Origin of the sequence: Enterobacter ludwigii (genome assembly GCF_001750725.1) — a bacterium.
GTDB classification, from domain to species: Bacteria; Pseudomonadota; Gammaproteobacteria; order Enterobacterales; family Enterobacteriaceae; genus Enterobacter; species Enterobacter ludwigii.
Window position 1 is genome coordinate 2,376,593 of the sequence record NZ_CP017279.1, and the last position, 17,689, is coordinate 2,394,281.

The 17,689-nt window shown below is 55.9% G+C and carries 17 protein-coding genes; 6 read left to right on the top strand and 11 right to left on the bottom strand.

What is annotated here, in order from left to right; translation table 11 throughout:
- Positions 1–4: 4 nt before the first annotated feature.
- Entirely contained in the window at positions 5–1,348 is a 1,344-nt protein-coding gene (locus BH714_RS11200; RefSeq protein WP_040017975.1) for an NCS2 family permease, read from the top strand.
- On the opposite strand, the gene BH714_RS11205 is transcribed toward BH714_RS11200, so the two are convergent.
- Genes BH714_RS11205 through BH714_RS11215 form a run of 3 tightly spaced genes read right to left on the bottom strand, consistent with a single transcriptional unit; the run spans position 1,345 to position 5,131 of the window.
- On the bottom strand, positions 1,345–3,543 hold the full coding sequence (locus BH714_RS11205) for a polysaccharide biosynthesis tyrosine autokinase (protein WP_040017976.1): 2,199 nt from the start codon (positions 3,541–3,543) through the stop codon (positions 1,345–1,347). The two genes, BH714_RS11200 and BH714_RS11205, sit on opposite strands and share 4 nt — an antisense overlap.
- Positions 3,543–3,992, bottom strand: coding sequence for an arsenate reductase/protein-tyrosine-phosphatase family protein (locus tag BH714_RS11210; RefSeq protein WP_020883220.1), 450 nt, complete (start codon positions 3,990–3,992; stop codon positions 3,543–3,545). Before BH714_RS11210 ends, BH714_RS11205 begins: the two co-directional genes overlap by 1 nt.
- Positions 3,992–5,131 carry a polysaccharide export protein gene (locus tag BH714_RS11215; RefSeq protein WP_040017977.1) on the bottom strand — a complete coding sequence of 380 codons (1,140 nt, stop codon included), beginning with the start codon at positions 5,129–5,131 and terminating at the stop codon, positions 3,992–3,994. Before BH714_RS11215 ends, BH714_RS11210 begins: the two co-directional genes overlap by 1 nt.
- Before the next feature lie 490 nt (positions 5,132–5,621).
- On the opposite strand from BH714_RS11215, the gene BH714_RS11220 reads away from it, so the two are divergent.
- Complete coding sequence (locus BH714_RS11220) at positions 5,622–5,954, top strand: RcnB family protein (RefSeq protein ID WP_008500887.1); 333 nt, start codon at positions 5,622–5,624, stop codon at positions 5,952–5,954.
- Positions 5,929–6,384: a GNAT family N-acetyltransferase gene (locus BH714_RS11225; protein WP_014170875.1), complete on the top strand. Its 456-nt coding sequence runs from the start codon at positions 5,929–5,931 to the stop codon at positions 6,382–6,384. The genes BH714_RS11220 and BH714_RS11225 overlap by 26 nt, the downstream gene beginning before the upstream one ends.
- A 94-nt stretch (positions 6,385–6,478) precedes the next feature.
- Here BH714_RS11225 and apbC read toward each other — a convergent pair whose 3' ends face one another.
- The gene (gene apbC / locus BH714_RS11230) at positions 6,479–7,588 is read right to left on the bottom strand and encodes an iron-sulfur cluster carrier protein ApbC (protein ID WP_020883218.1); all 1,110 of its coding nucleotides are present in this window, start codon (positions 7,586–7,588) and stop codon (positions 6,479–6,481) included.
- A gap of 137 nt (positions 7,589–7,725) precedes the next feature.
- Here apbC and metG point away from each other — a divergent pair, with 137 nt between their 5' ends.
- Positions 7,726–9,759 (top strand): methionine--tRNA ligase, encoded by a 2,034-nt coding sequence (gene metG, locus BH714_RS11235; RefSeq protein WP_020883217.1) that lies wholly within the window; start codon positions 7,726–7,728, stop codon positions 9,757–9,759.
- 64 nt (positions 9,760–9,823) lie between these two features.
- Here the strand turns inward: metG and BH714_RS11240 are convergent, their stop codons facing one another.
- From BH714_RS11240 to BH714_RS11250, 3 genes are read right to left on the bottom strand one after another with little or no spacing between them, the layout of a single operon-like run.
- Complete coding sequence (locus BH714_RS11240; RefSeq protein WP_014170878.1) at positions 9,824–10,294, bottom strand: YehS family protein; 471 nt, start codon at positions 10,292–10,294, stop codon at positions 9,824–9,826.
- A gap of 52 nt (positions 10,295–10,346) precedes the next feature.
- Positions 10,347–11,066 (bottom strand): two-component system response regulator BtsR, encoded by a 720-nt coding sequence (gene btsR, locus BH714_RS11245; protein ID WP_020883216.1) that lies wholly within the window; start codon positions 11,064–11,066, stop codon positions 10,347–10,349.
- Positions 11,060–12,745 (bottom strand): sensor histidine kinase, encoded by a 1,686-nt coding sequence (locus tag BH714_RS11250; protein WP_040017978.1) that lies wholly within the window; start codon positions 12,743–12,745, stop codon positions 11,060–11,062. The genes btsR and BH714_RS11250 overlap by 7 nt, the downstream gene beginning before the upstream one ends.
- A gap of 217 nt (positions 12,746–12,962) precedes the next feature.
- On the opposite strand from BH714_RS11250, the gene mlrA reads away from it, so the two are divergent.
- Both mlrA and BH714_RS23610 read left to right on the top strand, forming a co-directional pair.
- Positions 12,963–13,703 (top strand): HTH-type transcriptional regulator MlrA, encoded by a 741-nt coding sequence (gene mlrA / locus BH714_RS11255; RefSeq protein ID WP_020883214.1) that lies wholly within the window; start codon positions 12,963–12,965, stop codon positions 13,701–13,703.
- Between the two features lie 69 nt (positions 13,704–13,772).
- On the top strand, positions 13,773–13,886 hold the full coding sequence (locus tag BH714_RS23610; protein WP_010433613.1) for a protein YohO: 114 nt from the start codon (positions 13,773–13,775) through the stop codon (positions 13,884–13,886).
- On the opposite strand, the gene BH714_RS11260 is transcribed toward BH714_RS23610, so the two are convergent.
- Genes BH714_RS11260 through osmF form a run of 4 tightly spaced genes read right to left on the bottom strand, consistent with a single transcriptional unit; the run spans position 13,861 to position 17,612 of the window.
- Positions 13,861–14,598, bottom strand: a complete 738-nt coding sequence (locus BH714_RS11260) for an ABC transporter permease (protein WP_040017979.1) — start codon at positions 14,596–14,598, stop codon at positions 13,861–13,863. The two genes, BH714_RS23610 and BH714_RS11260, sit on opposite strands and share 26 nt — an antisense overlap.
- Positions 14,582–15,532, bottom strand: a complete 951-nt coding sequence (locus BH714_RS11265; RefSeq protein WP_032680601.1) for an ABC transporter ATP-binding protein — start codon at positions 15,530–15,532, stop codon at positions 14,582–14,584. The genes BH714_RS11260 and BH714_RS11265 overlap by 17 nt, the downstream gene beginning before the upstream one ends.
- The gene (locus BH714_RS11270; protein WP_040017980.1) at positions 15,525–16,682 is read right to left on the bottom strand and encodes an ABC transporter permease; all 1,158 of its coding nucleotides are present in this window, start codon (positions 16,680–16,682) and stop codon (positions 15,525–15,527) included. The genes BH714_RS11265 and BH714_RS11270 overlap by 8 nt, the downstream gene beginning before the upstream one ends.
- A 12-nt stretch (positions 16,683–16,694) precedes the next feature.
- The gene (gene osmF / locus BH714_RS11275) at positions 16,695–17,612 is read right to left on the bottom strand and encodes a glycine betaine ABC transporter substrate-binding protein OsmF (RefSeq protein ID WP_014170886.1); all 918 of its coding nucleotides are present in this window, start codon (positions 17,610–17,612) and stop codon (positions 16,695–16,697) included.
- Positions 17,613–17,689: the final 77 nt, after the last annotated feature.

Consider the following 17,689-nt stretch of genomic DNA (forward strand, 5'->3'; position numbering starts at 1 on the left):
GATAATGGCCGACAATACCGTGAATTCGCCAGCACCAGGGCGCTGGCTTGAACGTCGTTTTGCACTCGGTGCACGCGGGAGCACCGTGCGCACCGAGTGCCTGGCGGGTATCACCGGTTTTCTCGCCGCCGCCTATTTGCTGGTGGTGATCCCGGGGCTGCTGGCCGTGGGAGGAATGGACAAAGGCGCCGCGACCACGGGCACCATTCTGGTCTTCGTTGCCGGGACGCTGCTGATGGCGTTTTACGCCAACCTGCCGTTTATCGTCGGGCCAGGAATTGGTGGCTCGGTGCTGGTCGGGGTGACGCTTGCGGGCAGTGAAGGCATTGGCTGGCAAATTGGTCTGGGTATCGCCTGCTGGTCGGGGATTTTATTCTTCCTGCTGACCCGGTTTGGCCTGCGTGAAGTGGTGACCCGCTCGGTGCCGCAGTCCATCAAGCTGGGGCTGACGGCCTCCATCGGGCTGTTTGTCGCCGTACTCGGTTTCCGCAACGCCGGGCTGGTGCTGGCGAATGCCAAAACGAACGCACTGATGCTGGGAGATTTTTTATCACCCGGTGCGCTGGTGGCGTTGCTCGGCCTGTTCCTGGCTATCGGCCTGCAGGCTCGTCGTATTCCGGGTGCGATCCTGTGGGCTATCCTGCTCGCGACCCTCGTGGGTATTCCGATGGGCGTCACGAAATTACCCGCCAGTTTTATCGATGTGCCCCATTCCATCGCTCCCGTCCTCGGGCATGTCGATATGCTGGGCGCGCTGAATATTGCCTTTCTGCCATTCCTGTTTGTCTTCTTCGCCTCCGAGTTTTTCTCCACCATGGGAACAACGCTGGCGGTGGGCGGGGAAGCAGGGCTGCTGGATGAAGAAGGCAATATGCCAAACATTAACCGCCCGTTTATGGTGGACTCCATTGCCGCCGCGATTGGCCCGTGGGTAGGCATTCCTGCCGCCACGGCGCTGATTGAATCGTCCGCAGCCGCGGAAGCCGGCGGCAAAACCGGCATGACCGCGCTGGCCGCGGCGGTAATGTTCCTGCTGATGCTGCTGTTTACCCCTGTGGCGCTGATGATCCCGAAAGAAGCCACGGCGCCCGCCCTGATCCTCATCGGGCTGAATATGTTTAGCGGTTTACGTAAGGTTGATCTGGCGAACTTCACCGACGGCTTGCCGGTGTTGATGATGGTGATGATTACGCTGATTGCCAACAGTTTCGGGACCGGTATTGCGGGCGGGCTGCTGTTTTATATCGTTATCAAAGCGATTGCCGGGAAATGGCGCGATATCCCCGTCGGTCTTTGGATCCTCGCCATTCCCCTGGTGTATTACTTCGCCACGCTGGTGAAGCACTAACCCTCACGCCTCTTTTCCTTCGGGGTATAGCCGTAGTCGAAATGGCTATACCCCGCGCTGTAATACAGCGCCGCAGATTTCACGATATCATTGAGAATGGCACCGTTCACCTGCACACCCATCTGCTGCAGACGCTTTACACAGTTTTCCGTCTCTTTCACGTTGGTTTTACCAAAGCGGGCAACCAGTAACGTGGTTGCGGCCACTCTGGCAATCAGCACCGCATCGGTCACGGCCAGCACCGGCGGTGTATCAACGATAACAACGTCATAGTGTGCGTTCATCCCCGACATCACCTCCTGGAAGCGTTCTCCCATGAGCAGCTCCGCGGGACGTAACGGCTGAGGACCGCAGGTCAGAACATCAAATCCCGCCTTATCAACGCGCTGGATCGCCTCCTGCCACGCCACATTTCCCTCAAGGACAGCGGATAATCCGTGATGGTTGTTCAGCTTAAAGAGATTATGCACATAGCCTTTACGCATATCCGCATCGATAAAGAGCACCCGTTTTCCGGCCTGAGCCGCTATTGATGCCAGTGACGTGCTGACCAGCGTTTTGCCGCAATTCTGCGTGGGGCCCGTAATCACCACGATCTGGTTTGAGGCGTCCATCATCGTGAAGTGCAGGCTGGTACGCAGTCCGCGCATCGCTTCAACAAACATATCCGCTGGCCGGTCTGTGGGCAGGAAGGGGATATCCGAAGTTTTGTGTTTCCCGTGGGGCGCCAAAAAGTGCTTTCGGCGCAAATGCGTTTTTTTCCACAGCCAGACCGAGCGCGGCAGCGTCGCCAGAACCGGCATCCCCTGCTCTTCTATTTGCTCTGACGAGGTGATCCCTCGCCGACAGGCAGTACGAACCAACACCCAACCCATGGAGACCATCAGCCCTAGCAGCACGCCAGGCAGAATAATAAGCGCTTTACGGGGCTTTATTGGCTCAGGTTGCGTAACCGCGGTATCAATGATCCGCACGTTGCCGATGGCGCTGGAGCGTGAAATGTTCAGTTCCTGTTGGCGTGTCAGCAGCTGCAGGTAAATGGTACGCCCGGACTCAACATCACGGCTCAGGCGCAACACTTCCTGCTGGGTAGAAGGCATAGATGAAACCCGGCTGTTCAGGCGCGCGCGTCCCTCTTCGAGCGTTTGTCGCTTCTCCCGTAATGCGCGATAGGTCGGGTGATCCTTTTTGAAAAGCTGAGAAACCTCTGCCTCACGAAAGGTCAGTTCGTTGAGCTGATTTTCCACGTTAACGACCTGATCCAGTACGGACTTCGCCTCAAGGGATAAGTCGACGGAATCGCGCTGCGCCCGATAGGCATTCAGTCGTGCTTCGGCCTCATCCAGTTCGTGACGGACCTTAGGTAACTGCTCCTGCAAAAACGCCAGACTTCGGGAATCCTGTGCCTCCTGGCGCGCAATATTCTGGCTGAGATAATTTTCTGCAATCGTATTGAGCACCACCGCTATCCTGTCCGGGTCTTCACCCGTCAGCGTCAGGGTGATCATACCGCTCTGTTTACCGGATTCCGCGACAAAAAGTCTCTTCTGCAGCGCGTTAATTGCCTCAAGCCTGGTAAAGGCTTGAAGGGTAAATTGGGTCCCCGGCTCCGCGCTGAGCGAGGTCACCAGAAGCGTGATCCCGTCTTTCACCAGCCGTTTGCCAACCCTACCGTCAGCCTTAAGCGTCTCCCCTTCCAGACGATACCGGCCCTGCCCCAGCACGGTCAGGACAACCGCTTGCGGTTTCCCCTCCTGCTGGGGCAGGGTAAGCTCACCTATCGTCATGTTGCCCGGTTTGCTGCCGCGTAGACGTTCCCAGAGGCGCCCCACAACCGGGAGAACGCGCTGTGTTACCTGATATGTCAGCCCCAGATTATCAACGGTTCCCCCCAGGATCATGCGCGATTTAAGCAGCAACAGTTCAGGTTCAGCGTCGGGTGAAAGGTCAGACCCAAACTGGCTTAAGCTTTTAAGCAACGAGTTGTCCTGCTTTGCTTCTATTTGTACCAGGGCATCCGCCTGGTAGACCGGCGTGGCGCTAAACGCGTAGAGCCCCGCGCACACCGTAAACAGGAGCGTGACCAGCCCGATTAGCATGCGGTGATCAATCATCTCAGCAAGTAGCTGCATAAGATCGATTTCATTACTGTGCGGTGCGGCAGCACCGTATTTGTCTGATGTATGAGAAGACATTAACGCTTCATTCCTTTTTGACCCACACGACGAGCCCATTCCTGACTGGCTTTTACCAGCTGCCCGAAAACATATTCAAACGCTTCACGACTTTTGCGGTAAGGATCGGGAATGTCCCTGTTTTCCAGCCATTGGCCAAACAGCAGCGATTTTCCGCGACATTCGGGCGACACAGCGGCAATAAAACGCAGGTGCTCCGGCTCCATCACCAGAATTAAATCGGAAGTTTGCAACATGCTGCGCGTCATCTTGCGTGCCACGTGCCCCTCCAGCGAAACGCCGTAACACCGGGCCACCTCCCGTGCAGTTGCATCCGCCGGGCGTCCTTCAAATCCGTAAATCCCAGCCGATGTCACAAGTCTGCCGGGCAGCTGTTGTCGCAACAGCCGCTCCCCCATCGGCGAACGGCAAATATTGCCGGTGCAAACCACTAAGATTGAGTTGAACATTATTGCGGCCATGAACGGATGAAGCGGACGGTTTCGGTCAGGTCATGGACACCGCTGATGGTGGGTACCAGCTGTGTGATCACGCGATTCCAGCGTGACAACGGCGCGGTGGTGACGTAGACAATGTCATACGGTTCCAGCTGGAATTCCGTCCCCAGTACCATCGCGGAGGCATCCTTCGCATTGAGCTGATAGATATTGGCAATTTTGTCCGTCGCCCCTTTTTTCGCTACCGAACGAATAACAAAAATCCCGGTTGCATCGGCCATATTCTGATCCAGCCCGCCTGCATTCCCCAGGGCTTCCGCCAGGGTCATTCCGCTACGATCCATCTTCAGCGTGCTCTGCTTCACCACCTCGCCCATCACGAACACTTTTAAGGCATCGTTACGCGGAACAAAGAGGATATCGCCCGGATACAGCAGCTTATTCTGGCTTAAATCACCGTGCTGCATCAGCGCATAGAGCGAAAGGCGCGCGTCCTGGCCATTATGCGTGAGGACCACGTTACGCCAGTCGGCATCCGCTGAAAGCCCACCTGCGGCGTTGACCGCGTCCATTACCGTCAACGGGATATTGGTTATCGGTTGCTGGCCTGATTTTGCCACCTCTCCTGTCACATAGGCTTTTTGTGAGCGGAAAGACGCCACGCTGACATCCACCTGCGGGCTCTCAATAACCTTCTCCAGTTGCGCGGTGATTGCTTCACGCACCTGCGCGACCGTTTTGCCTGCAACATGCAGTTTTCCGACGTAGGGGTAGAAGAGCGTTCCATCCGCATTCACCCAGTTACCCGCGTCACTCGCGGTACGATACTGCCCTGCGGGCGTGGTTAATTCCGGATGATCCCAGACGGTGACCGTCAGGATGTCGCCGGTGCCTATGCGGTATTCCCAGTTTTTAACCTGCTCATCCAGAGTAGGATTTGCCTGAGATTTGAGGACAGGCGGTCGCAATCTTTCAATGAGCGCCGGGGTCAGGGGATAAATTTCCACGTGTTGATCGAGCTGATAATTTGTTTCTCCGTCAGTCATGACTTTTTTCCCGGTAATGCTGAGATCCTGACCTGGCGAAAATACGCAACCAGTTAACTGGCCGACTGAAAGAAATAAAAGTGAAAATAGCATTGTATTTTTCATTTATATAAAAAGTTCTTTTATTGTTGTGTTTGTTGTTAAACAGATAAAAAATAAATTCATTTACATTAAAATTTTCAACGGGTTATTGTTTTAGCGGACGTATTACAAAAAACAGACAACGTTTCCCTTCCTGGCGATAAAAAAAGCAAAATCGTTCCCATTCTTTTGAAAAAAATGGAAAGAGATTGATGTCATACGGAGGCGATATTAAATGTTCTTACGTGGGAAAGCATGCGTTGAACAGTCCATTTGCGAAGTGAGAAGGTATTTTCAGAATTGATTAATGAAATAATAAATATTGGAAATATCAAATTCGGGAGATATTGACTGTAGTGATACTGCGCGCGTCATTACGACTACACAAAACCGTCCACTTTTGTTACATTTTTTTTCAAACACACCATGCTTTGGTACTTAAAATGGACTGTCTGCCTCGCGTTCCATGAACCCGCAGACGAAAAGTATCTGTAACGATATCACTGGAGAAAAAATGGCTAAGCGTAAATTGCTGCTTCTGGGTGTATTACTGTCTCTGGCGGGTTCCGCGTTTTCTGCCCCGCAAACCGCCGCTGCGCCATCAGGCATTAAAGCCTATGAGGAACAAGAGTTCATCGCTGATTTCACCAAATTCAAGATTGGCGACACCGCACCGGCGCAGTATCAAACGCCTGAGTACACCATTAAACAGTACCAGCTGCGTAACCTGCCGGCCCCGGATGCGGGTACCCACTGGACCTATATGGGCGAGAACTACGTCCTGATTGGCGATGCAGATGGCAAAATCTACAAAGCCTACAATGGAGATATCTTCTATCACCGCTAATGACATTTTAATTCGGCCCTGGCAGGAGAGCGATCGCCCCTTTTTGCGAACACTCTATCTCCACGCGCGGCGCGAGGCCTGGCCATGGCTGGACGGTTCCGAGTGGCAGCTTGAAGACTTTGACGCGGCAACCCGCGACGAAGTGATTTGGGTGGCCGTTCAGGACGGGCATCGACTGGGTTTTGCTTCGGTGTGGACGAACGACAATTTCCTGCATAATCTGTTTGTCGATCCGCAGTATCAAGGTCTGGGCGTCGGTCATTTGCTCCTTGAACAGGTGCAAAACGCGTTCACCAGTACGGGTTCGCTGAAGTGTCTGGTAAAGAATGACCGGGCTGTTGCCTTTTACCAGCGCCACGGCTGGCATATTGAAGCGAAGGGTGACTCGCCGGAAGGTGAGTACTTTTTAATGCATTACGTACAGCGTTAAACGCGGGTGACGCTTCGCTGAGCCGGCCTACAACACGTTATTTCCGTAGGCCGGGTCAGGCGCAAACGCCGCCCGGCAATTCAGACTAAAGCACTCACACCGCGCGAAACGCAATTTCACTCGGGATGACTTCGCCCTGCCAGTAAAGCTGCGCCGCAACGCGCCCCGCCAGCTGTCGATACATCTCTGCAAATTCGCTGTCCGGACGGCTGACGACCGTCGGCTTCCCGCTGTCCAGATCTTCACGCAGCGAGATGTGCAGCGGCATCTGCCCAAGCAGTTGGGTGTGATACTGCGCAGCCAGTTTTTCTGCCCCACCGGTGCCAAAGATAGGCTCATGGTGTCCGCAGTTGCTGCAGATATGCATGCTCATGTTCTCGACAATACCCAGCACCGGCACGTCCACTTTCTCGAACATCACGATGCCTTTTTTGGCGTCGATCAGCGCGATGTCCTGCGGGGTGGTCACCACGACCGCTCCCGTGACCGGAATGTTTTGCGCCAGCGTCAGTTGAATGTCACCGGTGCCCGGCGGCATATCCAGCACCAGATAATCCAGATCGGGCCACATTGTCTCCTGCAGCATCTGCATCAGCGCTTTGCTGGCCATCGGGCCACGCCACACCATGGCGTTATCGTCAGTCACCAGATAACCAATGGAGTTGGTTGCCAGACCATGGGCCATGATCGGTGCCATGTGCGTGCCATCCGGCGAGGTTGGGCGCTGGTTTTCCGCGCCCAGCATGTTAGGCACAGACGGTCCGTAAATATCGGCGTCCAGAATACCGACTTTCGCCCCTTCGGCTGCCAGCGCGAGCGCCAGGTTTACCGCCGTGGAGGATTTACCCACCCCACCCTTGCCTGAACTGACGGCAATGATGTTTTTCACGCCGTTCACGCCCGGGTGGTTTTTCACACGCTTGAGGGTGGCGATGCTGTGGGTCAGCTTCCAGTCAATGGCTTTCGCGCCGGTAATGCGCAGCAGCTCAGAGCTGGTTTGCTCTTTCAGCGCGTCGAACGCGCTGGTCCAGACGAAGGGCATCTGCAGCTCAATATGCAGCGTATCGTCCAGCCATGCGACATGGTGTAACGCTTTCAGCGTGGTGAGATTGTGCTTCAGGGTTGGATGCTGAAAGTTAGCCAGCGTCCCGGCGACCATTGCTCTTAAGGCTTCCGGTGATTTGGCCTGGGATTGAGAACTCATCCCGACTCCTTTGTTCTTGTGAATAAGACCTTAGATGAACAAGTTTACCTGAAAGGCCGTGGTTTGTGCTTACTTAATAATGCCCCTTTTGGTAATATCAAAAACCCTTTTCACAGTTAAAAGAAGTAATGCCTACTATGACTCAAGTCGCGAAGAAAATTCTGGTAACGTGCGCACTGCCGTACGCCAACGGCTCAATCCACCTCGGCCACATGCTGGAGCATATCCAGGCTGATGTCTGGGTCCGTTACCAGCGAATGCGCGGCCACGAGGTTAACTTCATCTGCGCGGACGATGCCCACGGCACGCCGATCATGCTGAAAGCGCAGCAGTTGGGGATCTCCCCAGAGCAGATGATTGCCGAAATGAGTCAGGAGCATCAGACCGATTTTGCAGGCTTTGACATCAGCTATGACAACTATCACTCCACGCACAGCGACGAAAACCGTGAGCTGTCGGAGCTGATCTACTCTCGCCTGAAAGAGAACGGTTTTATTAAAAACCGCACCATCTCTCAGCTGTACGATCCGGAAAAAGGCATGTTCCTCCCGGACCGCTTTGTCAAAGGTACCTGCCCGAAATGTAAATCACCGGATCAGTATGGCGATAACTGCGAAGTGTGCGGCGCAACCTACAGCCCGACCGAGCTTATCGATCCGAAATCTGTTGTTTCGGGTGCCACACCGGTAATGCGTGATTCCGAGCACTTCTTCTTCGACCTGCCGTCCTTCAGCGAAATGCTGCAGGCGTGGACCCGCAGCGGCGCGCTGCAGGAGCAGGTCGCGAATAAAATGCAGGAGTGGTTCGAATCCGGTCTGCAGCAGTGGGATATCTCCCGCGATGCACCGTACTTCGGTTTCGAAATTCCGAACGCACCGGGTAAATACTTCTACGTCTGGCTGGATGCGCCAATCGGGTACATGGGTTCCTTCAAGAACCTGTGCGACAAGCGCGGCGACACCGTCAGCTTTGACGAATACTGGAAGAAAGATTCCGACGCCGAGCTGTATCACTTTATCGGCAAAGACATTGTTTACTTCCACAGCCTGTTCTGGCCGGCGATGCTGGAAGGCAGTAACTTCCGTAAACCAACCAACCTGTTTGTGCACGGCTATGTGACGGTCAACGGCGCGAAGATGTCCAAATCTCGCGGTACGTTCATCAAAGCCAGCACCTGGCTGAACCACTTCGACGCGGACAGCCTGCGTTATTACTACACGGCGAAGCTCTCTTCCCGCATCGACGATATCGACCTGAACCTGGAAGATTTCGTGCAGCGCGTGAACGCCGACATCGTCAACAAAGTCGTCAACCTGGCTTCCCGTAACGCGGGCTTTATCGCCAAGCGTTTCGACGGCGTGCTGTCTGCCGAACTGGCCGATCCTGAGCTGTACAAAACCTTCACCGACGCCGCCGCGGCGGTTGGCGAAGCCTGGGAAAGCCGTGAGTTCGGTAAAGCGATTCGTGAAATCATGGCGCTGGCTGACGTGGCTAACCGCTACGTTGACGAGCAGGCACCGTGGGTTGTCGCGAAACAGGAAGGCCGCGACGCCGACCTGCAGGCGATCTGCACCATGGGCCTGAACATGTTCCGCGTGCTGATGACCTGGCTGAAGCCGGTACTGCCACAGCTGGCCTCCCGCGCTGAAGCGTTCCTCAACACCGAGCTGACCTGGGATGCTATCCAGCAGCCGCTGCTCGGTCACAAGGTGAATACCTTCAAGGCGCTGTACAACCGCATCGAGATGAAGCAGGTAGAATCCCTGGTGGAAGCGTCTAAAGAAGAGGTGAAGGCTGCCGCTGCGCCGGTGACCGGCCCGCTGGCAGACGATCCGATTCAGGAGACCATTACCTTTGATGATTTCGCCAAAGTCGATCTGCGTGTCGCGCTGATTGAAAACGCGGAATTTGTCGAAGGCTCGGACAAACTGCTGCGCCTGACGCTGGATCTGGGCGGTGAGAAGCGTAACGTCTTCTCCGGAATCCGTTCTGCCTATCCTGATCCGCAGGTGCTGATTGGTCGTCAGACCGTGATGGTCGCCAACCTGGCACCGCGCAAAATGCGCTTCGGCATCTCGGAAGGCATGGTGATGGCGGCAGGTCCTGGCGGGAAAGATATCTTCCTGTTAAGCCCTGATGAAGGCGCCAAACCAGGTCAGCAGGTGAAATAATAAAAAAGCCGGAGATAATCTCCGGCTTTTTTTTGCCTCTTCATCCTTCACGCCCTGGTACCACTCACGGCTTAGCGTGATGCACCCGGTGAGTCAGTCCGCGTAAAAAATAACGCAAAAACTGGTCGCCGCACTCGCGGTAGTTCTTATGGTCCGGCGCACGCATCATGGCGGTGATCTCCGGCATCGACACGCGGTGCTTCTGCTCTGTCATAATCGCCAGAATGTCGTCTGTTTTCAGTGAAAACGCGATACGCAGCTTTTTCAGCACCGTGTTGTTATTCACCCGACGCTCAAGCGCCAGTTCTGGTGCTGAGTCATCTTTCCCGCGCTTGTCGTAGATGAGGCCGTTCAGGAAGCCAGACAGGATAATGTCAGGGCAGCGAACAAACCCCTCTTCATCCTCTTTTGTCATCCAGGTGTCGAAACCGGCAGAGGTGGACTCCATGCCAGCAAGCGCAAGAATGCGCACCATATCATTATTGTTTGCTTTCAGGGTGTAGCGCAGGCTACGGAGAATATCATTACTGAGCATGGGTGCCTTTAACTTAACTGTCGATGATGCAATGGGGCGCAGTGTACCAGTTTTACAGGCCGATCGCCTCTTTCAAACTCTTAAGGTAGCGGCGACTGACGGGGACGGTTTGCCCGGCACGCAGCACCAGCTCTGCCTGTCCGTTGTCTTCCAGCCGGATCTCTTTCAGGTGCGCCATGTTCACCAGATACTGGCGATGGCAACGAACGAGCGGCGTTCGGCTCTCCAGCGTCCGCAGCGTCAGCTCGGTAAAGCCTTCGTTCCCCTCCGCGCTGGTAACAAATACGCCGCTCAAACGGCTGCTGACAAACGCCACATCGTCCATCTGCAGAAGGTAAATCCGACTGTGGCCGGTGCAGGGGATAAATTTCAGCGGCTGCTGGTTTTCCGGCAACAGCGTGACATCCTGCACGGTGCGCTCCTGGCGCAAACGGCTGAGGGTCTTTTCAAGACGCTTCTCTTCAATCGGTTTCAGTAAATAATCGAATGCGTGCTCCTCAAAGGCTTTGACGGCGTACTCATCGAAGGCGGTCAAAAACACAATGTAGGGGCGATGCTCCGGGTCGAGCATTCCGACCATCTCCAGTCCGCTAATTCGGGGCATCTGAATGTCGAGGAACAGCACGTCCGGGCGCAGTTTGTGCACGGCGCCAATAGCCTCAATGGCGTTTGCGCACTCCCCCACAATCTCAATGTCAGGCTGCTCCTGCAACAGAACGCGCAGGTTTTCCCGTGCTAACGGCTCATCATCCACAATCAGCACTCTTAGCATGCGTTTTCCTCCAGCGGCAGTCGTAACGTAATACGGGTGAATCGGTCGGGCTCACAGGCAACGGTAATGCCACAGTCATCACCAAAGTGCGCGCGCAGGCGTTTATCCACCAGGCTCATCCCTAATCCGCCTGAGGTGGAAGGCACGTAAAGCCCGGCGTTATCTTCAATATCCAGCACCAGATGATGGTTAAAGCGGCTGGCGGAAATGGTGATCTCCCCAATCCCCAACAGCTGTGACGTACCGTGTTTAATGGCGTTTTCCACAATAGGCTGCAGGGTAAAGGCCGGAAGATGCTGATACGCCAGCTCATCCGGGACGGATAACGACACCTGCAGACGAGTCTGGAAGCGGGCCTGCTCAATCTGCAGGTAGGCATTAACATGTTCTATTTCATCGGCCAGGGTCACAATCTCGGACGGACGCTTAAGGTTCTTACGGAAAAACGTCGACAGGAACTGAACCAGCTGCGCAGCCTGATCGCTGTCGCGGCGGATCACCGCTTTGAGCGTATTAAGCGCATTGAACAGGAAATGCGGATTCACCTGAGCGTGCAGGAGTTTAATTTCGGATTGCGTCAGCAACGCTTTCTGACGCTCATACTGCCCGGCGAGGATCTGCGCGGAGAGCAGCTGAGCGATGCCCTCTCCCAGCGTACGGTTGATAGAGCTGAACAGACGGTTTTTCGCTTCATAAAGCTTGATGGTGCCCATTACCCGCTGGTTTTCCCCGCGCAGCGGAATGACCAGCGTGGAGCCCAGTTTGCACTGCGGGTGCAGCGAACAACGGTAAGGAACTTCGTTGCCGTCGGCATACACCACTTCGCCGGTTTCAATGGCGCGCAGCGTATAGGCGGAGGAGATCGGTTTCCCGGGGAGATGGTGGTCGTCGCCCGTGCCGGTAAAAGCCAGCAACCGTTCACGGTCGGTTATCGCCACCGCGCCGATATCCAGCTCCTTATAAAGCACCTGCGCCACCTTCATGCTGTTCTCTTCGTTAAAGCCCTGACGCAGGATCCCCTCCGTCGAGGCGGCGACCTTCAGGGCCGTCGCGGAAAACGCCGAGGTGTACTTCTCAAACATGGCGCGCTTGTCGAGCAAAATACGCATAAACAGCGCAGCACCCACGGTATTCGTCACCATCATCGGGGCGGCGATATTGCTCACCAGATGGAGCGCATCTTCAAACGGTCGGGCAATCAGCAAGATGATGGCCATTTGCGCCATTTCAGCGACAAAGGTGATCGCCCCGGCGGTGAGCGGGCTAAAGACTTTATCCGGACGACCGCGCTTAATCATATAGCTGTGAACCAGGCCGCCGAGCAGCCCTTCGACGATCGTTGAGATCATACAGCTCAGCGCCGTCATGCCACCCATCGAATACCGATGCAGGCCACCGGTTAACCCGACCAGCCCACCGACCACTGGGCCGCCAAGAAGCCCGCCCATCACGGCACCGATGGCTCGCGTATTGGCAATGGAGTCTTCGATATGGAGACCAAAATAGGTTCCCATAATGCAGAAAATCGAGAAGGTCACGTAGCAGAGCAGCTTGTGCGGCAGGCGTACGGTAACTTGCATCAGCGGAATGAACAGACGCGTTTTACTCATCAACCAGGCGATGACAAGAAACACACACATCTGCTGAAGCAACAGCAGCACCAGATTAAACTCGTACATACTCAAAACCGCACACCCTCAAAACGCGTAACATACACTGCTGGCGGTAAACTTTCTTTGAAGCGCGGCAAAAAAGCTGCAATTCGTGCCCGGCATCACACCTTTTGCCGAACCTAACGCCTGCTTCGCATTATTCGTGCAAAAAACAACCATTTCTTCCTGGTTCAGTAAACAGGGACTACAGTTAAGCTGGGGACGCGTAAGCCAGGGGGCGAATATGGCGCTTTACACAATCGGTGAAGTGGCACTCCTTTGTGATATCAATCCCGTCACGCTACGGGCATGGCAGCGACGGTATGGATTACTCAAACCGCAGAGAACGGACGGAGGCCATCGTCTCTTCAACGATGCCGATATCGACCGGATCCGCGAGATCAAAAGCTGGATCGATAACGGTGTGCAGGTTGGCAAAGTGAAATCCCTGCTCAGCCATGACGATCCTGATACGCAGCTTCTCTGGCGCGAACAACAGGAAACGTTGCTGCGCCTTCTGCAGGCGGGCAATCTGCAGCGCCTGCGCGCATGGATAAAAGAGCAAGGGCGCGATTATCCCGCGCAAACGCTGATCACGCATCTTTTCATCCCGCTCCGTCGACGCCTGCAGTGCCAGCAGACCACCCTGCAGGCGCTGCTGAGTATGCTCGACGGCGTCCTGATCAACTATATTGCCGTCTGCCTTGCCTCGGCGAAGAACAAGCACGGAAAAGACGCGCTGGTGGTCGGCTGGAACGTGCACGATACTACTCGTCTGTGGCTGGAGGCCTGGATTGCCACCCAGAATGGCTGGCGCGTTGACGTCCTTGTGCACTCGCTGGCGCAATTTCGCCCTGAATTGTTCGACGGCCAGACCCTGCTGGTCTGGTGCGGAGAAGTGCCTTCCGCCTCGCAGCAACAGCTGATGACGGAATGGCGTGAACATGGTTACCCGGTTTACTCGCTTGGCCCGGAAGAGCCGTAACGGCATTTAATGGTTCATTAACAGCTGCGCTTCACCGTATAATTGTTCCGTTAACAACAGGAGCACATGATGAAGGCAACCAAACTGGCCGTAATTACCCTTTTTGTTCTGATGGCCGTAAGCGGTATCGGCGGCGTGATGCTGGCCGGGTATTCGTTTATTGTTCGTGGCGGTGTCGGCTGAGATACTGCGCCAGACGCTCAAAAATGCGATCGACGACGATTGCCGCCAGCGCGACCAGCAACGCCCCCTGCACAATATAGGCCGTATTGAACCCGCTTAAGCCGATGATAATCGGCGTTCCCAGGGTATTGGCTCCCACCGTCGACGCAATGGTCGCCGTCCCGATATTGATGATCACCGACGTGCGGATCCCCGCAAGGATGACCGGTGCCGCCAGGGGGAGTTCAACTTTGCGCAGCCGCTCTGCGCGACTCATCCCCATCCCTTCAGCAACGCTCAGTACCGACGCAGGTACCGCCACAATACCGGCCAGCGTACCCTGCAAAATGGGCAACACACCGTATAAAATCAGCGCAATGATGGCCGGTTGCTGACCAAAGCCCATCACCGGCACTGCAATCGCCAGTACCGCCACCGGCGGAAACGTCTGGCCAATCGCCGCAATGGTCTCCACCAGCGGGCGAAACTCCCGGCCCGCGGGCCGCGTGACCGCGATGCCCGCCCCCACGCCCAGTACAATAGCGATGGCACTTGAGAGCACCACCAGCCAGAGATGGGCCAGGGCGAGATTAATAAAACTCTCCTGCTGATACACCGGGCGCGGTAAGTCGGGGAAAAGCGTGCTAAACAGCGCCGCGCTGTGCGGCATCAGGAACAGCAAAGCGACAAAGAGCACGACCAGCCAGAGCAGCGGATCACGAAGTGCCTTCACGTGTCACCTCCCCTGCCAGCAGATCGCGAAAATGCAGGGTGCCACTTGGCGCGCCCCGGGCATCCGCAACGGGCAACACTTCACACTGACGGGCAACAAACGCCGAAAGCGCATCCCGCAAGCTCATCTGTTCCTGCAGAGGCTCGCCACGCACCGTCGCGTCCTGTCGACGCATATAGTCGCTGACCGTACGCAGCGAGAGCAGCCTGACGCCCAGCTCGCTGCGGCCAAAAAACTCACGCACAAAATCGTTCTTCGGCCAGGTCAGCAGCTCAAGCGGCGTCCCCTGCTGCACCACCTCGCCATGGTCCATCAGCACCAGATGGTCGGCCAGACGCAGCGCCTCATCAATATCGTGCGTCACAAGAATGATTGTTCGCCCCAGAATGCGATGAATGCGGGTCATTTCCGCCTGCAGTGCGGCGCGCGTGACCGGATCCAGCGCGCCGAAGGGTTCATCCATCAGTAACACCTGCGGATTGGCCGCCAGCGCACGCGCCACGCCCACCCGCTGCTGCTGGCCTCCGGAAAGCTGGTGCGGGTAGCGGTCACGCAGCGCAGGTTCTAACCCGAGCAGAGACATCAGTTCATCAACCCGGTCGGCAGTTTTTGCCCGCGACCATTTCTCCAGCTGCAGCACGGTGGCGATGTTCTGCGCGACCGTCCAGTGCGGAAACAGGCCGATGGACTGGATGGCATACCCCATACGACGACGCAGCTCCAGCACAGGCAGGCTGCGGATCTCTTCTCCGGCAAAGCGGATCAGACCGCTGTCATGCTCAACCAGGCGGTTAATCATCTTCAGGGTGGTGGATTTTCCCGACCCCGATGTGCCAATCAGCACGGAAAATGCGCCCTCGGCAAAATTCAGGTTGAGATGGCTTGCCGCCGGACGACCCGCAAAGGTTTTACTGACATCGTGAAATTCAATCATTGGCTCTTCTCCTGAGCAGCGTGAGCCATAAGGCAAACAGCGCGTCGATGACAACCGCCAGCGCAATCGTGGGCACCACGCCCAATAACACCAGGTCCAGGGCGCTACTCAACAGCCCCTGGAAAACCAGCGCGCCAAAGCCGCCCGCGCCAATCAGCGCCGCAATCACCGCCATACCAACGGTTTGCACCGCCACCACCCGCAGGCTGCGCAGCAGCAGGGGCAAAGCCAGCGGCAGCTGGATCTTCCAGAAACATTGTCTCGCGCTCATCCCCATGGCATGGGCACTTTCCAGCACGTCCGGCGCGACCTGGCTCAGCCCGGCCACCACGCCGCGCACCAACGGCAGCAGCGCATAGAGCACCAGCGCGATAAGGGCTGGCGTTAAACCGGTTCCGGCGATCCCCATCGTTCCCAGCACCGGGAACGACTTCACCAGCCCGGCCAGCGGAGCAATCAACAGGCCAAACAGAGCGACGGACGGGATGGTCTGAATCACATTCAGTACGGCAAACACCCCGCCCTGACGTGAAGGATGGCGATAGCACCACATACCCAGCGGTATGCCGAGCAGTAAGGCCGGGATCAGGGTACCGAAGAGGATCGTGAGGTGTTGCGCCAGGGCGTCATTAAACACCTCCTGACGGTTGGCGTACTCTTTTAACAGCGAGAGATTATTCAGCTCACCGCTAAACAGCAGCAGCAATGGAATACACCATATCTGGGCATTGAGTATCCAGCGCCAGACGGATGTTGAGATAAGACGGCGAATAGCATCGCTGCAGGCCAGCAGACACAGCGCCAGCCAGAGCCACAAACCGCTACCCACAGAGGTTCTTGCCAGCGGACTTTCCGCCGAGGTCATGTGCGTTGCTGCAAGCCCGCCTCCCCAGAATAAGGCGATAAACAGCCCTTCACAAAGAAACAACGTCAGCCACTGAGCCGTGCGTCCTTGCCAGAGCGACAACGCAACCCACGCGCCCAGTGCCGTCACCAGTAACCACGGCGTAAATGACCAGACCTGCCAGAGCGAGCGACTCTCCCCCGACATCAGGCGATTCGGGGCCACATTCACAAACGGTAGCGCGACCGCCGCGATGGCCACACAGGCCAACAGCAGCAGTACGCGGTTATGACATTTTATTGGCACAGCCCTGTCCTGTTACTTCACAAGCCCTTGTTGTTTCAGGAAATCGGCGGCCACTTTTTTGGCATCCAGTCCCTCAACGGCAATGCTGGCATTCAGCTGTTGCAGCGTTTTTGCATCCAGCTTTTCGAAGACCGGTTTGAGCCATTCAGCAATATCCGGGTACGCTTTAAGTACCGCTTCCCGCACGACAGGTGCCGGGGCGTAAATCGGCTGTACGCCTTTTGGATCGGTTAAGGTTTGCAGGCCAAGCGCCGCGACCGGGCCGTCGGTGCCGTAAGCCATCGCCGCATTAACACCCGACGTTTGCTGCGCAGCGGCTTTGATGGTCACCGCGGTATCACCGCCCGCCAGAGAGAGCAGCTGGGCCTGATCCAGTTTGAAATCATAGGCTTTTTCAAACGCCGGCAGCGCGTCCGGACGCTCAATAAACTCAGCGGAAGCCGCAAGCTTAAAGTCACCCTTCTCTTTCAGGTAGCGACTCAAATCCGCAAGCGAGGTCAGCTTTCCTTTCTCCGCCACGTCCTTGCGCACCGCGATGGTCCAGGTATTGTTGGCCGGCGCCGGCGTCAGCCAGACCAGCTTATTTTGCTCAGCGTCGAGTTTTTTGACTTTTTCATACCCGGCTTTGGCATTTTTCCACGCCGGATCGTTTTCATCTTTGAAGAAGAACGCGCCGTTGCCGGTGTATTCCGGGTAGATATCCAGCTCGCCGGAGGTAATCGCGCCGCGTACCACAGGCGTGGTTCCCAGCTGGACTTTATTGACGGTTTTAACACCGTGGCTTTCCAGTACCTGCAGAATAATGTTACCGAGCAGCGCACCTTCGGTATCTATCTTGGAACCCACTTTTACCGGTTCTGCCGCCTGTAATGGCAGACTCAGCGCCGCCAGTAACACCGCTGAACCCAACATCCCCTTTGCAATCGTCATTCCACTGTCCTCATTTTTTTGCTGCCTTTTTCAGAGGCTTGAGAGAAAAGCGTAGCTTAAAACGGCGGAATTAACCG